We start from the raw sequence: 13,898 nt of genomic DNA on the forward strand, positions 1-13,898 counted from the left end.
TCACTGCTCATCACGCTGCGCTCCCGGGTGGCGGTCGAGGTACTCGGGATCGAAGGTGGTCTCGAAGCTGCGCTCACCGGCCCAGGCTTCAAGATCGGTGAGCGCATACATCACCCGCCGGCCGAACTTGTGGAAGCGCGGCCCGCCGCCGATCACCCGCTGCTTCTCCAGCGTGCGTGGCGAAAGCCGCAGGAAGGCAGCGGCTTCGCTGTTGGTGAGGTAGCGAGGGGCAGGGCAGGCCTGTGGCGCTTGCGCCTCAATAGCGCCCTCCACGGGCCGCATGGCATGCGCCGTCGGCCCGGCCTTGCGGTGCAGCGACGAATCGAGATCGATGCGGCGCGGCTGACGGGAAAGATCGATTGAGTGCGACATGGTGTGTCCTCCGTTGACGTGGGAGGTGCACCGTGCGGCAGCCGTCGCGCTCGATCATGCCGGGTTGGGTCTGGGCGAATGCGCAGGCAGGAGGGGCGAGGATTGATACCGGGAAGGTCTGGACGCTGACCGGGTACGCCCATCTACGCGAGTGACCGGCCACGGTGCCCAAGCACGCCAAGCTCCGCGCGCGCAGCCATACGGATTTACCGGGCACGGCTTTCCACAAAACCGGAAAACCGCATCGGCGGATTTCCGTAGATCCGTAAAAGCGCAGATCCGCTTCCCCACCAATCCGTAAATCCGTGGATACGGATCGACGGATTTGGGCAAAACCGTAAGACCGTAACGGTCTCAATCAACTGGCAGCATAACGTGGTTGCTCCAGGCTGATCGCCGGGTGCGCGTCCCCGTGCATCAGCCTTCCGGGTGGGGCGCGCGGGTGGCCGGCAGGGCAGGGGCGCAAAAAACAAGGCACCGGGTCGCCCCGGTGCCTTCCGCTGGTCTAGCGATTCCAGAACACGTGTACCTGCTCGAAGCCTGTCTCCAGGGTGAACAGGTCGCCGCTGTACTCCATGTCGCGGGCCATGGCGCGGTAGTCGATATACATGGCCAAGTGCGGCGGAATGCTGCTGGTCTCCTCGGTCAGCTCCTGAGCGTAGTCGGCCAACGAGCTGTAGCAGCCGCAGTAATCTTCCTCGGCCGCCTTGCGCGCTTGCTCCAGGCCGTTGAAATGGTTGAGCAGGGCGCCGCCGAGCGCGGGGTACTCCTCGATAAAGCAGGCGATCTCGTGGGCGTTTTCGAGGCCATCGTACTCACCGAGACGGTAGCCGTCGAAGCCCTCGAAGTCGTGGATGGCGTACTCCCCCGCACCCTCGACCGGCGAGGCCGCCAGCATGGCGTCGACCTGTTCCCGGATATCGTCCATCTCCAAGGTGGCGTCGATCCAGACGCCATGCAGATGACCGGCGTTGTAGGCGGCCAGGTCGGCAACATAGATCCTGATTTCTTCGCTCATGGCTTTCGCTCCTTCGTCTTCAGGGTTCTGCGCTTGCGCTGCGCATGAACCCCTGCCGACTAGGGCGACTAAGGCGGTCGTGAAAAAATCAGGAAAAATCGCGGAGGCTCCACCCAGCGCAGCGGCCGGGTGGAAACCGTCTATTTTTCTTGATTTTGAGGGGGCAAGAACCCCTGCCTTGGAAAGGGGAGAACGTCACCACGGGTGGTGACAGCAACGTGCTTCGTCAGTTAGCAACTGGCCGGAACCAGCAGAAGCAGCCACACGCAGGCTCCAAGCTGCCTCAAAATCGTGGTCGGTCCGTGATTATTATCGCCGCTTCTAAAATCGGGAAGGACTGAAGTCAGCCGAAAATGCCGAGCTACTTCAGAGCATCCATAGGTGCAACACCGTACCGGAATGGTCAGGTGTTGCACTCAGTTTTCGCGATCGCCAAGTCCGCAGAATTAAAATCTCAAAATCATCTGCATCTTCCTACGTATTCGTAGCGTTTCAAAATCGGCAATCGAGTCGACCAGCCAAGACTGGCAGTTTAATATTAAACTTTCTATCCGTTAGCATGACGCCATTGATGACCATTTTTATCTCTGTAGCAGCATCCTAATGTAATTAGGAAGCGTCCTGTTTCATCGAAAATCCACATTGTCCTTAGCGAGCTATTGTCATTTAGCCACGACTCCTCAACCTGCTCTTGATTAAGTTTTCTCTCAGGTATGTTCTCGCTTTCTAACCAAACCATTCCTTCGGGGGCATGCGGGCCAGGATGCGCAAGCCCAAAGCGATCCTCAACTTTGTATTTGCCATAAAGAGCAACTATTTCACCGACCAGTTCGGCGTCCATGTCGGATACAGGCTGTTGCGGTAGTTGAGATTCCCTCGCATAAGTCAGTGGCGTAAGTTTGCCATTATTTATTTTCCAAGACCTCGCTGTAGCATCCTTGAATTCGCGATCTACATTTTTTTGGTTGTATATCTTGGTTTCTATTTTTCCGACTTCCGGACGAAAAGTCTCACCAAGAAACTCGTCGTTTGCCACGGCAAAATGTGAATGGAGAAGCGTTACAGCAAAGCGACTAGTTTGATGTTTTTCTGAGAGGAGTTTGCCTAGTGCATTAAGGAAACTCTCATCATTCCCTGCTAGCTTGCTATTAACATGTTTCACGTTCGGCATTTCAGCCCATGCGGCAGAGCTGAGCGCGATGCGTTTGTTGGCCATTTTTGTCTTCCCCGGATGAATTTTGAGATAAAAATTCTAGTTAGTATTTTTTTCTAAGCAAAATTATTAGAGTCAACTTGTTATATTATTTTAGAATTGCTTATATTGCATTTCCTAATTAGCAATGAGCCTCAGTCGAGCGAGTCACGCGCAGGGGGCGGTGCGCAGATGGCGGCCGCCACGAGCAGTCGAGCATGGAGCACGCGCAGATCAAAAAAAGCACGCCCTCTGCTCGCAAAAGTCTCCCAAAGCCCCCCGCCTGTGGTATATAAAGTGGCGCACAAAAAAGCCCAGCTAATGCCGGGCTTTTTGCTCCGTCGAATGGAGTCGCACAACGGAATCTATACGAGAGGCAATTGAACAGCAGCCTCAGGGTCATCGACTGAGTTATTGCTCTCAATCTGACGTTCTTCCTCCAATTTCGCAGCTAGAGTACTGGCAAACTCTTCCACTTGTGCTGAAAGATCATTTGCCGGATTGAAAACCATACCTCCTACCTTGTGGGTAGCGTCAAAGAAACCAGGCATGGAGTCCACATACCAAATTGGCACCACTGAGTTTTCGCCGAAACGCTGCCGGAACTGATCCGACTCAAATTTCGTCCAAATCTTTCTTGGGTAGTCCTTGCTATGCAAGACAACTACAAATTTAGACTCACTCCTATAGATAGGTGCCAAGTACTCCTCTACATCATTAGCAAGAATTCTATGCTGCTCATGCTTGTCATAGAAGACGTTTATTTCTCGCGACATGAGCTCATTGAAAAGCGCTTCAGCCAATGTGCGATCCTCTCCCGCAAACGACAAGGCAAAGTCGTACTGGCTATCGAAGTCTATGCTGAAGTAACCGACTTGCCTTGCAAATTTCGACCAAATCAAGTGCCGAATAAAGTATAAAAATTTTGGATCCTCGCTCGTAAGTAGCGCAGTTTTTGGCTCAAAATGGATAAGCTCACCAATACTTGTATTAGAGCTGATTAGGGTGTTGAGGTGCCCCTTATCAATAACCTGATTAACGCTGCCCTTTAATTCCGGATTCGCTGCTACAGCTTCTACTGTGTCAAGTGCACCCTCGTTCGATTGGGACAACCATCTAAGTAGGTGGAGGTACGGTGCTCTTCCCTCGCGACGCAGCTTGTTGCCTGTGGCAAAGTCTCGAGCGAGAGGGAAGAACCTAGGGGAAAGTTCGGCGATTACTGCCTCACGAATGCAGGGCAAGCTAACTTTGATTTCCTTCGTGGTGCTACCAGCGTGAGTTGCTATCAGGCCTTCCTGAATACATGCTTCGTGGCATAGGACTTGAGCCATAGCGAAGCTCCCTTCCGCCTCAGCAGCAATCTCTTCAGCGATAGCCAGCGAGCAGTTCAAGGCCCGCTCACCCAATTCAATCATCTGCCGGATTCGTTCTACGTTGGTCCGTGCCACCCTTACAACTTCAATCCGATGAAGAACGTCCGGAGCGTATTCAACAAGCGTTTGGCCTGCTCGATTGATCCCGATCAGAATGACTTTGCTACTTTCCTCTTCCTCATCAGCAAGCGTTTTGACGAAATCGGTGAGCTTCTGTTTGGCTTCATTTGGCAGCCTATGGAAGTCGTCCACGACCACCACACCTATACTCTTAATGCTCGGGAGCTCTTGAATGAGCTCAGCATCTGCCGGCTTTCGTGCAGATAGAAATAAGCACGAACTTGCCATCCCCGCGTCTTCGACTGCCTTTTTGACACATGATGTTTTCCCGATCCCAGACGGCCCCTCAATAATCATGCATCGGCCAGGCGTGTTCAGCGCAACCAGCACCCGGCCATATTCCGCTGGAGCAACAAATGTATGGGTGGGGACGCCTGACTTCTTGTAAATCTCATCGATGCGGGGCATTTGTGTCCTTATCCTTAGGCATGTTCTGGGTCCAAGTCTCGTGGAAATGGCTAGCAGCAGTGGAAACTACGGATTTGCCCTCTGCCTGTCCACTGCCTCTGCGCTAGTCTGGGCGTAATGGTGGAGACCAGTATGTGTGGGCGATGCGTAAGCCCAACAGGCAGGGCAATTGGGGAGTAGCGCCCGCGAGCTGGGCCGCTAGGTACGTAGATTTAACGTGTCCCTCTCCAGCATGGTGCCCATGGTCAGGATCGGCGCCGAATGCAAAGCGGAATTACTCTGTACACGCTGGGGGATGATCTCCTTCTGGCCGTTCTCGGCCTGTTCTGGGGTACCCGCGTCATAGGGCGTTCCAAGAAATTGAAGACATGTGACGGTTAGCGCGAGCCGGCAGGCCGGCTCGCGAACATCCGCTTTACAGCTCCAAGGAAAGGGGTTTAGCCGGCTGGCCGCAGCACTTGGGTGAGCATATGCGCTGGTGGACGCGGCTGAGGAAGCCCACTTCGAAGGCTCTCCGTTCTATCGCACATGACAGTAAATCGCGCTCGGCGATCATGACTGCCCAGAGCCAACCGCTGCGGGCGTTGTCGAGCCAGGTCTGGGCCAGCTTTACGCCCTGGTTGAATGCCTCCCTGCAGTCAGCGGCCCAGATGATTTCTACACCTGGGTGGCCATCATGAGAAGGAAGACAGGTCATTACACCCTTGCTCATCTGGCACCTCCTCGTACTTCGGAGAGGGCTCGTCGATAGAGCACCACCATCTCGTCGAGTAGATCCAAGGCTGAATATGCAGCGATCCGTACGCGCAGATCTGCTGGCTGCAGCCCATCAGGTTCAGCCAGTTGATCCAGCAGATTGCCGAGCATGACGCCGCGCAGTTCAGCCGCAGCTTCAGAGGGGTGGGGAGAGCGTTCGGATTCATGCAGCGGGCTTCGCTGCAGCGGAAAAGGTACAACGCAGGATTCGAACTCAGCCATGGCGCACCTCCAGATCAGAGGTGGACAGCAAGACCAGAAGCCCAAGGCGGAGCTCTCGGGTAAAAAGGGGGTAGCGCATTTTCCTTATGCTCCTCAGACGATTAAGGAGCCGCCTACCGCCGTTGCTACACGGTAATGGAGGCGGACCGTGCGGGGGTAGCAAACCGGCGTCCGAGGGAACCGGCCAGGCAAAAGCCTGCCCCACACGGCCCACCATAGAAGTTAAGCAACCAAGCACATGAAATGCTGGCCGCCTAAGCTATGGCGCTACCGCGCCTCGAACGATTCAGGTTGCTACACCCGGTCGTGGGATTTACCACGACGGGCGCACTCTAGCCCGAGGGTTTTCGGATGGCAACCTACTGTGGCGTAGTCGGGTTTCTAGTTTCGTGCGGCCGCCCCACAGGTCACCTGGTTGGGTAGGTGAGGGAGTACCCCGCTTGTGGTTTTCGGCTTACGCGTCGGCCAACTCGCAGCGGAGGCCGAACTTTTACTGCAGCTAAGTACGCAGCGTCACTGGGTGTTGTCGCACGCACTCTGCTGACCTTGGCATTGGAAAGGCAGCTATTAGTAGGGGCTCTTCTTAGGATTGTTGCGCAGACGCTGAGCTGTGATTTTTCAACTGCGCTGTAACGCCAGCTCGTCTCGTCGATCTAGTTGAATGCCGGCACGCAAAAGACCTTTGCCCGGCTAACCCAGATCACCCGAGGATACGCACATGACGATGAAATCCACCGCAGCTACTGGTGCTGCTATCGCTTTCGCTGCTGCGGCCATGTTTGCAGGCATGTCCGGCACTGTTGTGGCGGCTGAAGAGGCCAAGGTGCATTGCTACGGCGTCACATCCTGCAAAGGCCAGAACGACTGCAAGACCGCCGAAAATAGCTGTAAAGGCCAGGGCGCTTGCAAGGGCCACGGCTTCAAGGTCATGACCAAGGCCGAGTGCGATGCGGCAGGCGGTACTGTCGGCGAGTAAGTGAGCTGGGGCGACCGCTGTGCGGTGGCCCCGCATCACCAGGCAAGGAGTCAGCGATGAATGCTCAACGCGGCAATCTGGGTTTTGGCTTGGGCCTGCGCAGTACCTATTACCAAGCCATTCTTGAGCAACAGCCGGCCATCGACTGGTTCGAGATCGTCTCGGAAAACTACCTGGTAGCGGGTGGCAAGGCTCTCTACTTTCTCGATGCCATCGGCGAGCAGTACCCGCTGGTGATGCACGGCGTGTCGCTGTCGATTGGCGGCCCGCATGAACTCGACCGCGACTACCTGCGCCAGCTCAAGCACCTTGCCGCGCGGGTGCGGCCGGCGTGGATCTCCGATCACCTGTGTTGGAGCCGGGGCAATGCCCACCAGCTGCATGACCTGCTGCCGCTGCCCTACACCGAGGAGAGCCTGCAGCATGTAGCGGCACGGGTGCGCCAGGTGCAGGACGTGATCGAGCGGCCGCTGGTGCTGGAAAACGTCTCTAGTTACCTGCGCTGCGCCGATGACCAGTTCAGCGAGTGGCAGTTTCTCAGCGCCCTGTGCGAGCTCAGCGGCTGTGAGCTGCTGCTGGACGTCAACAATGTCTATGTCAGCGCACGCAACCACGGGTTCGACGCCTGGACCTTTATCAGCAGCCTGCCCAAGCAGCGCATCCGTCAGCTGCACCTGGCGGGCCACAGCGATTACGGCAGCTACCTGATCGACACCCACGATAAGCCGGTCAGCGACCCGGTGTGGCAGCTCTATAAACGCACCCTGCAGCAACTGGGGCCGGTGTCCACGCTGTTGGAGCGGGATGATCATTATCCCGACCTGGATGTGCTGCTCGACGAGCTGAACACCGCGCGTCGGCTTGCCGCTCAAGGGCTGCAAGGAACGCCGCGATGCGCCTGAGTGACTGGCAGGCGCAGGTACAGGCCTACCTGCTGAACCCCGACTCCCAGCCCAACCCGGAGTTGCGGACTAGCCTGCTGGGAAGCGCCGCGCTGAGTGCCGAACAGGGGCTGGCGATATACCACAACGCCTACCGAGCGCGCCTGCTGGAGGCCTTGCGCGGTGATTATCCGGCGGTGCATGGCTGGCTTGGCGACGAGGAGTTCGATGCCCTGGCCCTGGCCTATCTCAATGCGCACCCCTCGCAGCATTTCAGTCTGCGTTGGCTCGGTGCGAAGCTGGCGGCGTTTATCGATGGATACCTGATCCCCGCGCAGGCCACTCCGCTCAGCGAGTTGGCGCGTCTGGAATGGGCCTTTACCCTGGCGTTCGATGCGCCGGAAGGCCAGCCCCTTAGCCTGGCGCAGATNCTTCTGATCAGCCGGTTTTGCTCTGGAGGGAGCTCGTTTAACAGCCTTGGACGCCGGGCGTGGGGACGTGGCTTCTGCCGGCTTCATCGAGGTTGGTGCAGGAGGGTTCTGAGTCCGTCGTTGAGGGGCGGGGCGGCTTGTAGTGGCTGACGGGCTCTTGGCAACCCGGGGCCTTGCAGGCGACAGTGCCGTGTCCTGCAAGTGACGTCCCAGCTCGTCGTTCAGCGCGACCTGGGCGAGGTCTTTTTCCAGCCCCAGCACTTGCAGTACTGCCATGTAGGCACCGAGGGTCACGCCTGCACTGCCTTGCTCAAGAGACCTGAGTGTCGGCAAAGACATGCCGGCCCGCTCAGCCATTTGCTTGGCAGTGATCTTGCGCCGCTTGCGCGCGAGCATCAGGCGCTCGCCCAATTCCTCAAGTAGCCGGCTAGATGCCGGCAGTAGTGGGGCGGTTCGTTTTGCCATGGAAAAATATTCTTTCATAAAGGAAGAGAAGGTGAAAGGATAATAGCATCTATGCTCTCTTGATTCGTGAGTGCTAGCGTAAAAATAGATCTATTCCTTCACTTTTATATTAAAAGTGAAGGAATATTTTTATATATTAGCCTTCGGTTGAGTCAGGGAGGCTTCCGGCCGGCTATCAGGACTGCCGCGAACAGATTCGCTGGTGAATGCGGCTTAGGAACCCCACCTCGAAGGCGTGCCTCTCTAAAGCGCAAGGCAGCAGATCACGCTCGGCGATCATGATCGCCCATAGCCAGCCGCTGCGGGCGTTGTCGAGCCAACTCTGAGCTAGCTTCACGCCCCGGGCGGCGCGCACCGGCATGACCGAGCAGGTGTTCGCCGACACCATGAAGGAGCCGGAGGCTGGCTTCGACTACTTCGCCCTCGAGAACGTCGCGCTCCTGCTGGTCTGGCTCGGCTCCGAGGCCTCCGCCGGCGTCACCGGACGCATGTTCGAGGTCGAGGGCGGCAAGCTGTCCATCGCCGATGGCTGGCGCCGCGGCCCGCAGGTGGACAAGGGCGGGCGCTGGCTATCCGAGGAGGTCGGCCTGGCTGTGGCGCAACTGGTCCAGCAGGCCGTGCCGGCGCAGAAGGTCTACGGCAGCTAGTCCTCGCCCGGGCCCGGCCGGTCAGCCGGCCAGGGCCGGCACCGGTTGCTGCTGGTACCAGGGGCGCTGCACCCGTTGCACCAGGCTGTTGATCTGCGGCACCAGCAGGTTGGCGGCCAGTACCGCGAAGCACAGGCCGTCGGCGTACAGGCCGAACTCACGAATCAACTCGGTCAGCACGCCGATGGTGGCACCGAACAGGATGCGCCCGGTGCGGCTGTCGGGACTGGTCACCGGGTCGGTAGCAATGAAGAAGGCGGTGAACAGGCAGCCGCCGAGGCTCAGGCTGTACAGGCTTTCCTGCAGGCTGTGGCCGGCGGCCATGCACAGCAAGGCCTGGCTGCCGAGCATCGCCAGTGGAATCTCGATGCGGATCACTCGCAGCGCCGCCAGGATCAGGCCGCCTACCACATAGCCGTAGCCGGACAGATTGGGGGTGATCGGGTTGAACTCGTCGAGGGCCAGTTGGGTGGCGCCGGCGAAGGAGTCGAGGTTGAGTCGCGGCGCCAGGTGCAGTTGCTGCATCAGTACTTCACGGGCGTCCAGGCCGAGGGTCCAGGCGCCCTGGTTGGCGGGCGCCGGGTGGAGTTGCTGATAGAAGCAGATGGCGATGATCCCCAGGCCCACCATGGCCGGGTTGAGGCGGTTGCGGCCGAGGCCGCCACTGGCGTGCTTGCACAGGGCGAGGCCGGCGAAGCAGGCCAGCGCCATCATCCACAGCGGCACCAGCAGCGGCAGGGCGCGCGCCAGGATCAGGCCGAACACCAGCCAGCTCAGGTCGCTCAGGCCCTGAGCCACATCCTGTCCGCGCAGGCGCAGCAGGCCGGCTTCGAAGGCAAAGGCGAGGATCACGCACCAGAAGGTCTGGATCCAGACCACGGTGCCGAATTGCCAGGCATACAGGATGGTGCCAGGCAGCAGGCACAGGCTGACCAGCAGCATCAGGGTGCTGAGTCGCTGCGGGGTTGGGGACTTGACCAGGCTCATCGGCGCATCTCCATCTTGCTCTGGCGAAAGCTGTCGCGTAGCGGCAGGTTGCTCGGGCAGGTGCTACTGCAGCTGCCGCATTCGATGCAGGCATCGAGGCGCAGCGCCTGCAGGCTGGCGTGATCCTGGTTTTGCGCGGCGTTGTAGAGGTCCAGTGGCCTGAGCGACATCGGGCAGACGTCCACGCAGCGCGTGCAGCGGATGCAGCTGGCTGCGGGCTTCGCCGCCGGCAGGTAGCGCTCGGCTGCGAAGATCAGGCAGCTACTGGTCTTGCTGATGACCGCGCTGGGGTCCGGCAGCGGCTGGCCCATCATCGGACCGCCGACCTGGGTCAGCTGGCCGTCGGCACAGGCGCCGGCCACTGCGCGCAGGGCGGTGACCGGATAGCCGATCGGCACCTCGACGTTGCCGGGGCGCTTGCAGTCGCCGGTCAGGGTCAGTACGCGCGAGACCAGCGGCTCGCCGTGCAGCGCGGCGCGGCCGAGGGCATAGAGAGTGGCTACATTCAGCGCCAGCACGCCGATCTCGGCGGGCCGCGCGCCGGGGGCCAGGTTGCGGCCGCTGAGGCTCTTGATCATCAGCGGCTGGCCGCCGGCCGGGTAACGCGTCGGCAGCGGACGGATCTGCACCGAGGTGCGCGCCTGAATGGCGGCCTCGCGCAGCGCTGCCATCGCCTCGGGTTTGTTGGTCTCGACGCCAAAGCGGGTCTGGCTGATGCCGAGCAGGTGAGCCAGGTAGTCGGCGCTCTCGATCAGCGCCTGGGCGCGTTCGCGCATGAGGCGGTCGTCGCAGGTCAGGAAGGGTTCGCACTCGGCGCCGTTGATCAGCAGCAGGTCGGGCTGCTCGGCGCCGGCCAGCTTCAGCGCGGTGGGGAAACCCGCGCCGCCCAGGCCGACGATGCCCATCTGCAGCGCCCGCTCGACCAGGGCCTCGACGCTTTGCGGCGGCGCCAGCGGGGGCCGCTCGGCCCATGCATCCAGGCCATCGGCGCGCAGCGTCACCGCCAGCACCGGTTCGGCTGAGTCGGCGGCGAAGGCCGGACCGATTCGCTGCACGGTGCCGGAGGTGCTGGCATGAACCCAGGGGGTGTTGGCATCGCCGCGGCCGATCACCTCGCCCTTGCGCACGTACTGGCCTGGCTCGACGCAGGGCTGGGCGCAGCGGCGACCGCGCTCGAGCGGGATGGTCAGCAGCAGGTGGTCGGCCGGCAGCCGGACGATCGGCGTGGCGTTGGACAACTGTTTGTAGCCCTTGAGTTTGATGCCGCCGCGCCAGCTGTGCGAGGGCGGCGCGGCGATACCGATCAGGCGGCGCCAGAAGGACAGCTGTTGCGCCTGACGCGGGGTACGGACGCTGACTGGCATGCGCTCGATGCTCTGAAACGAATGACTGGACATTTCCGTCCTCCAATTCTTGGGCATGAAACATCCCCTGCGCAGTTCGGCACATGAGAGGGGCTTGCTCCAGGGGGGTGGGGAAAACGAGGCGGGACGCTCGAACACTCACTAGTTGAGTCAGAGCGCGAAATGGGCCTGTTGTTCGTTTTTTGAGCAGTTTTGCCGACCGGCGGTAGCCCGATCTCGGTCGCCGTGGACCACCCAGCCAGCACCAGTCCTGGCGGTGAATCGTTTCGGGTCGGGGGCTGGTTCAGCGCTTGCGCAACGGCCTGGCCAAGGTCAACGCGATCCACACCGAATACTTTCAGGCGCCCTACCCGAATCGGGCCGCCATGGTCATAGCGGGATTGGCCCGTGAGGAAATGCTGGTGGAGTTGGTGGTATACGCCAGTGCCTGACGCGGTAAACCCGCTTCACATTGACCGATGGCTGGCCCTGCTGCTCATGCTGCCGACGCAACAGGCCCCAGACCCGGCGATAGCCATAGCTGGGCAACGCGCCCACGGCCAGCTTGATCTGCTCGACCAGGGCCGCATCGTTGAGCGTCCGGCGACGACGCGGCTGCGGCTCCGGAACAGAGTTCGGAAGGTGACTTTCTTATGGGAAACAACTTGGTCAGCAGCATCGACCGGTTCGTCAGTTGCTAAGGGAGTGTTCTGCCTGGCTTCTTCCATTGCTGATTCGACGGAAGAGCCACGGCGTTTTGAAGCTATCACCGATGTGCACGATGCATTTATGACCATGCCAGAGTCTGCATGGGAGCAGGCTCTAACGAAAGGCCAGATCGCGCAGGAACAAGGTGATTGGAGGGAACATGATGAGTAGTACCGACATCAGCAGCAAGATGAGGAAGAACGGCAAGCTGCCACGGATTACGTCGAAGTAGGGCCGTCGAAATATCGCTATAGCGGTGAAGATGTCGCAGCCGAAAGGCGGTGTGGCCGAGCCGATGGCCGCCTGCAAGGTGATGATGGTGCCAACCAGCACCGGATCAAGGCCGGACATGCGCACCGCCGGGGCGAAGATCGGCACGAGGATCAGCATTACCACAATCGGGTCGACGAACATGCAACCGATAAAGAAGGCGATCGAAATGATGATCAGCAGTTCGGTCGGCGAAGCCTGCATCAAACCAATACCGCTGAGGATCTGCTGGGGGATCTGAGCGAAGGATATCACCCAGGAGAAGGCCGAGCCGGCGGCCACCAGGATAAACACCACGGCGGTGATCAGCCCGGTGGACATTGCAATGCTCGACAGATCACTGAGCTTGACCCGGCGAAAAATCAACACCTCCAGAATCAGCGCATAGAGCACTGACACCGCAGCTGCCTCGGTAGGGCTGAAGACCCCGGTGTAGATGCCACCGATGGTCATCACTGGCAGCAGCAGTGGCAGGAAGGCACGACGGCATGTGCGCAGCCGCTCATGCCAGCTAAATTTCTCGCTGCGGGGAATGCCTGCCAGCCGCGCGTAGAAGTAGCAGTAACCAGCCAGCAGCACCATCAGCAGTAAGCCAGGGCCAATGCCGGCGATGAACAGTTCGGCCACCGATGTACCCGAGACCACGCCGTAGATGATCATGCCGATGCTCGGCGGAATCAGCAGGGCGATATCCGAGGCGTTGATGATCAGTGCCATGGCGAAGCTGTCCTTGTACCCCTGTTGCAGCATCTTCGGCCGCATGATGCTGCCCACCCCGACCACCGTCGCCTGGGTCGAGCCGGACAAGGCACCGAACATCGCGCAGCTCAGAGCAGTGGTGACTGCCATGCCGCCCCGCACGTGGCCGACGAAAGCCATGGCGACATCCAGCAGTCTATTGGCCGTGGCCCCGCGAGTAATGATGTCGGCGGCAAGGATGAACATCGGTACTGCCACCAGGGCTGACGGACGGATGCCGGCGATCATCTGCTGGATTAGGAACTCCGGCCCCATGTTGAAGAAAAACAGGAAGCCGGCCGCTGCGGCCGCCAACAGGGTTGTCATCATGGGGAAGCCCGCCAGCAGCAGGACCAGCATGATCAGCAGAAGAGCAGTAGTCATATCCATGCTGTGCGTACTCAGGCTTGCGGGGGGAGGGGGACGTCGACATGCCGCGGCGGTGCTTCGCGGCAGCCGAGCAGTACCAGCAACTGAATGAAGGCGTGGCGCAGGAACTGCAGGCCACTCATACCCAAGCCCAGTGGAATGACCAGGTAGATGTAATGCAGCGGCAACTGTAACGCCGATGAGGCGCGGCCAACGCGCGCGGCTGATTGCACGTAGCCAATGGATGCCCAGGTCAGCCACATCAGCAGGGCGGCGGTAAGCAGATTGATCAGCAGGAGGCTGGCGGCGGCAGGCTTGCCAGTCAACTGCTCGACGAAGGCGCTCATGCTGATGTGGCGGTTGTGCCGCGCGGCATAGCTGCAACCGATGAAGGTGACGAAGATGATCAGGAACTGATTGAGTTCCTCGGAGAAGTACAGGCTCTGGTTGAACAAGTAACGGCCAAATACATTGCCGACCGAGTTCAGCGCCATCAGCAGGATCGCGCTGGCGAGGATAAACGCCTCAAGCTTTTCCAGCAGCCAGTCCAGTTTATGTAGCCAAGCCATTGCCACCTCCAGCCTGCTGCCATGGCGACAGGCATTTTTTTTGTTGTGGAGGC

The 13,898-nt window shown here is 59.6% G+C and carries 14 protein-coding genes and 4 pseudogenes; 5 read left to right on the plus strand and 13 right to left on the minus strand.

Annotation, left to right across the window (positions count from 1 at the left end; translation table 11 throughout):
* The 6 genes from ACW9UL_RS10930 to ACW9UL_RS10955 form a co-directional block, all read right to left on the minus strand.
* The gene (locus ACW9UL_RS10930) at positions 1 to 372 is read right to left on the minus strand and encodes a helix-turn-helix domain-containing protein (RefSeq protein ID WP_457790811.1); all 372 of its coding nucleotides are present in this window, start codon (positions 370 to 372) and stop codon (positions 1 to 3) included.
* 505 nt (positions 373 to 877) lie between these two features.
* Positions 878 to 1,390: an antirestriction protein ArdA gene (locus ACW9UL_RS10935; RefSeq protein ID WP_457790813.1), complete on the minus strand. Its 513-nt coding sequence runs from the start codon at positions 1,388 to 1,390 to the stop codon at positions 878 to 880.
* A gap of 547 nt (positions 1,391 to 1,937) precedes the next feature.
* Positions 1,938 to 2,606 (minus strand): hypothetical protein, encoded by a 669-nt coding sequence (locus ACW9UL_RS10940; RefSeq protein WP_457790815.1) that lies wholly within the window; start codon positions 2,604 to 2,606, stop codon positions 1,938 to 1,940.
* Positions 2,607 to 2,947: 341 nt separating this feature from the next.
* The gene (locus tag ACW9UL_RS10945; RefSeq protein ID WP_457790817.1) at positions 2,948 to 4,483 is read right to left on the minus strand and encodes a TIR domain-containing protein; all 1,536 of its coding nucleotides are present in this window, start codon (positions 4,481 to 4,483) and stop codon (positions 2,948 to 2,950) included.
* 415 nt (positions 4,484 to 4,898) lie between these two features.
* Positions 4,899 to 5,195, minus strand: coding sequence for a LasR-specific antiactivator QslA (locus ACW9UL_RS10950; protein ID WP_457790818.1), 297 nt, complete (start codon positions 5,193 to 5,195; stop codon positions 4,899 to 4,901).
* Positions 5,192 to 5,461, minus strand: coding sequence for a hypothetical protein (locus ACW9UL_RS10955; protein ID WP_125921317.1), 270 nt, complete (start codon positions 5,459 to 5,461; stop codon positions 5,192 to 5,194). Before ACW9UL_RS10955 ends, ACW9UL_RS10950 begins: the two co-directional genes overlap by 4 nt.
* Before the next feature lie 718 nt (positions 5,462 to 6,179).
* Here ACW9UL_RS10955 and bufA2 point away from each other — a divergent pair.
* The 3 genes from bufA2 to ACW9UL_RS10970 are packed head-to-tail and all read left to right on the plus strand — an operon-like array spanning position 6,180 to position 7,899.
* Complete coding sequence (gene bufA2, locus ACW9UL_RS10960) at positions 6,180 to 6,437, plus strand: BufA2 family periplasmic bufferin-type metallophore (RefSeq protein WP_457790820.1); 258 nt, start codon at positions 6,180 to 6,182, stop codon at positions 6,435 to 6,437.
* A 56-nt stretch (positions 6,438 to 6,493) separates the two neighbouring features.
* The gene (gene bufB / locus ACW9UL_RS10965) at positions 6,494 to 7,339 is read left to right on the plus strand and encodes an MNIO family bufferin maturase (RefSeq protein ID WP_457790822.1); all 846 of its coding nucleotides are present in this window, start codon (positions 6,494 to 6,496) and stop codon (positions 7,337 to 7,339) included.
* Positions 7,330 to 7,899, plus strand: coding sequence for an HvfC/BufC family peptide modification chaperone (locus ACW9UL_RS10970; RefSeq protein ID WP_457790824.1), 570 nt, complete (start codon positions 7,330 to 7,332; stop codon positions 7,897 to 7,899). The genes bufB and ACW9UL_RS10970 overlap by 10 nt, the downstream gene beginning before the upstream one ends.
* Before the next feature lie 32 nt (positions 7,900 to 7,931).
* Here the strand turns inward: ACW9UL_RS10970 and ACW9UL_RS10975 are convergent.
* Both ACW9UL_RS10975 and ACW9UL_RS10980 read right to left on the minus strand, forming a co-directional pair.
* Positions 7,932 to 8,214, minus strand: a pseudogene (locus ACW9UL_RS10975) (helix-turn-helix domain-containing protein); the annotation flags it as partial.
* Between the two features lie 175 nt (positions 8,215 to 8,389).
* Positions 8,390 to 8,557: pseudogene (locus ACW9UL_RS10980) on the minus strand (LasR-specific antiactivator QslA); the annotation flags it as partial.
* Between the two features lie 16 nt (positions 8,558 to 8,573).
* On the opposite strand from ACW9UL_RS10980, the gene ACW9UL_RS10985 reads away from it, so the two are divergent.
* Positions 8,574 to 8,861, plus strand: coding sequence for an SDR family oxidoreductase (locus ACW9UL_RS10985; protein ID WP_457790826.1), 288 nt, complete (start codon positions 8,574 to 8,576; stop codon positions 8,859 to 8,861).
* Between the two features lie 21 nt (positions 8,862 to 8,882).
* Here ACW9UL_RS10985 and ACW9UL_RS10990 read toward each other — a convergent pair whose 3' ends face one another.
* Entirely contained in the window at positions 8,883 to 9,848 is a 966-nt protein-coding gene (locus tag ACW9UL_RS10990; protein WP_457790828.1) for an RnfABCDGE type electron transport complex subunit D, read from the minus strand.
* Positions 9,845 to 11,245, minus strand: a complete 1,401-nt coding sequence (gene rsxC, locus ACW9UL_RS10995; RefSeq protein ID WP_457790830.1) for an electron transport complex subunit RsxC — start codon at positions 11,243 to 11,245, stop codon at positions 9,845 to 9,847. Before rsxC ends, ACW9UL_RS10990 begins: the two co-directional genes overlap by 4 nt.
* Before the next feature lie 260 nt (positions 11,246 to 11,505).
* Here rsxC and ACW9UL_RS11000 point away from each other — a divergent pair.
* Positions 11,506 to 11,643: pseudogene (locus ACW9UL_RS11000) on the plus strand (RidA family protein); the annotation flags it as partial.
* Here ACW9UL_RS11000 and ACW9UL_RS11005 read toward each other — a convergent pair.
* The 3 genes and pseudogenes from ACW9UL_RS11005 to ACW9UL_RS11015 form a co-directional block, all read right to left on the minus strand.
* Positions 11,642 to 11,803: pseudogene (locus tag ACW9UL_RS11005) on the minus strand (IS3 family transposase); the annotation flags it as partial. The pseudogenes ACW9UL_RS11000 and ACW9UL_RS11005 overlap by 2 nt on opposite strands.
* A gap of 210 nt (positions 11,804 to 12,013) precedes the next feature.
* A complete protein-coding gene (locus ACW9UL_RS11010) occupies positions 12,014 to 13,291 on the minus strand; it encodes a TRAP transporter large permease (protein WP_036992045.1) in 1,278 nt (425 codons plus the stop codon).
* Between the two features lie 17 nt (positions 13,292 to 13,308).
* Positions 13,309 to 13,845, minus strand: coding sequence for a TRAP transporter small permease (locus ACW9UL_RS11015; RefSeq protein WP_397486230.1), 537 nt, complete (start codon positions 13,843 to 13,845; stop codon positions 13,309 to 13,311).
* Positions 13,846 to 13,898 lie beyond the last annotated feature (53 nt).

This window comes from Pseudomonas sp. PL-6, from assembly GCF_054110165.1.

Excerpts from the sequence above, each read along its gene's own strand:
- ACW9UL_RS10930 (WP_457790811.1), bottom strand. The coding sequence starts at position 372 with ATGTCGCACTCAATCGATCTTTCCCGTCAGCCGCGCCGCATCGATCTC.
- ACW9UL_RS10935 (WP_457790813.1), bottom strand. The coding sequence starts at position 1,390 with ATGAGCGAAGAAATCAGGATCTATGTTGCCGACCTGGCCGCCTACAAC.
- ACW9UL_RS10940 (WP_457790815.1), bottom strand. The coding sequence starts at position 2,606 with ATGGCCAACAAACGCATCGCGCTCAGCTCTGCCGCATGGGCTGAAATG.
- ACW9UL_RS10945 (WP_457790817.1), bottom strand. The coding sequence starts at position 4,483 with ATGCCCCGCATCGATGAGATTTACAAGAAGTCAGGCGTCCCCACCCAT.
- ACW9UL_RS10950 (WP_457790818.1), bottom strand. The coding sequence starts at position 5,195 with ATGAGCAAGGGTGTAATGACCTGTCTTCCTTCTCATGATGGCCACCCA.
- ACW9UL_RS10955 (WP_125921317.1), bottom strand. The coding sequence starts at position 5,461 with ATGGCTGAGTTCGAATCCTGCGTTGTACCTTTTCCGCTGCAGCGAAGC.
- bufA2 (WP_457790820.1), top strand. The coding sequence starts at position 6,180 with ATGACGATGAAATCCACCGCAGCTACTGGTGCTGCTATCGCTTTCGCT.
- bufB (WP_457790822.1), top strand. The coding sequence starts at position 6,494 with ATGAATGCTCAACGCGGCAATCTGGGTTTTGGCTTGGGCCTGCGCAGT.
- ACW9UL_RS10985 (WP_457790826.1), top strand. The coding sequence starts at position 8,574 with ATGACCGAGCAGGTGTTCGCCGACACCATGAAGGAGCCGGAGGCTGGC.
- ACW9UL_RS10990 (WP_457790828.1), bottom strand. The coding sequence starts at position 9,848 with ATGAGCCTGGTCAAGTCCCCAACCCCGCAGCGACTCAGCACCCTGATG.
- rsxC (WP_457790830.1), bottom strand. The coding sequence starts at position 11,245 with ATGTCCAGTCATTCGTTTCAGAGCATCGAGCGCATGCCAGTCAGCGTC.
- ACW9UL_RS11010 (WP_036992045.1), bottom strand. The coding sequence starts at position 13,291 with ATGACTACTGCTCTTCTGCTGATCATGCTGGTCCTGCTGCTGGCGGGC.
- ACW9UL_RS11015 (WP_397486230.1), bottom strand. The coding sequence starts at position 13,845 with ATGGCTTGGCTACATAAACTGGACTGGCTGCTGGAAAAGCTTGAGGCG.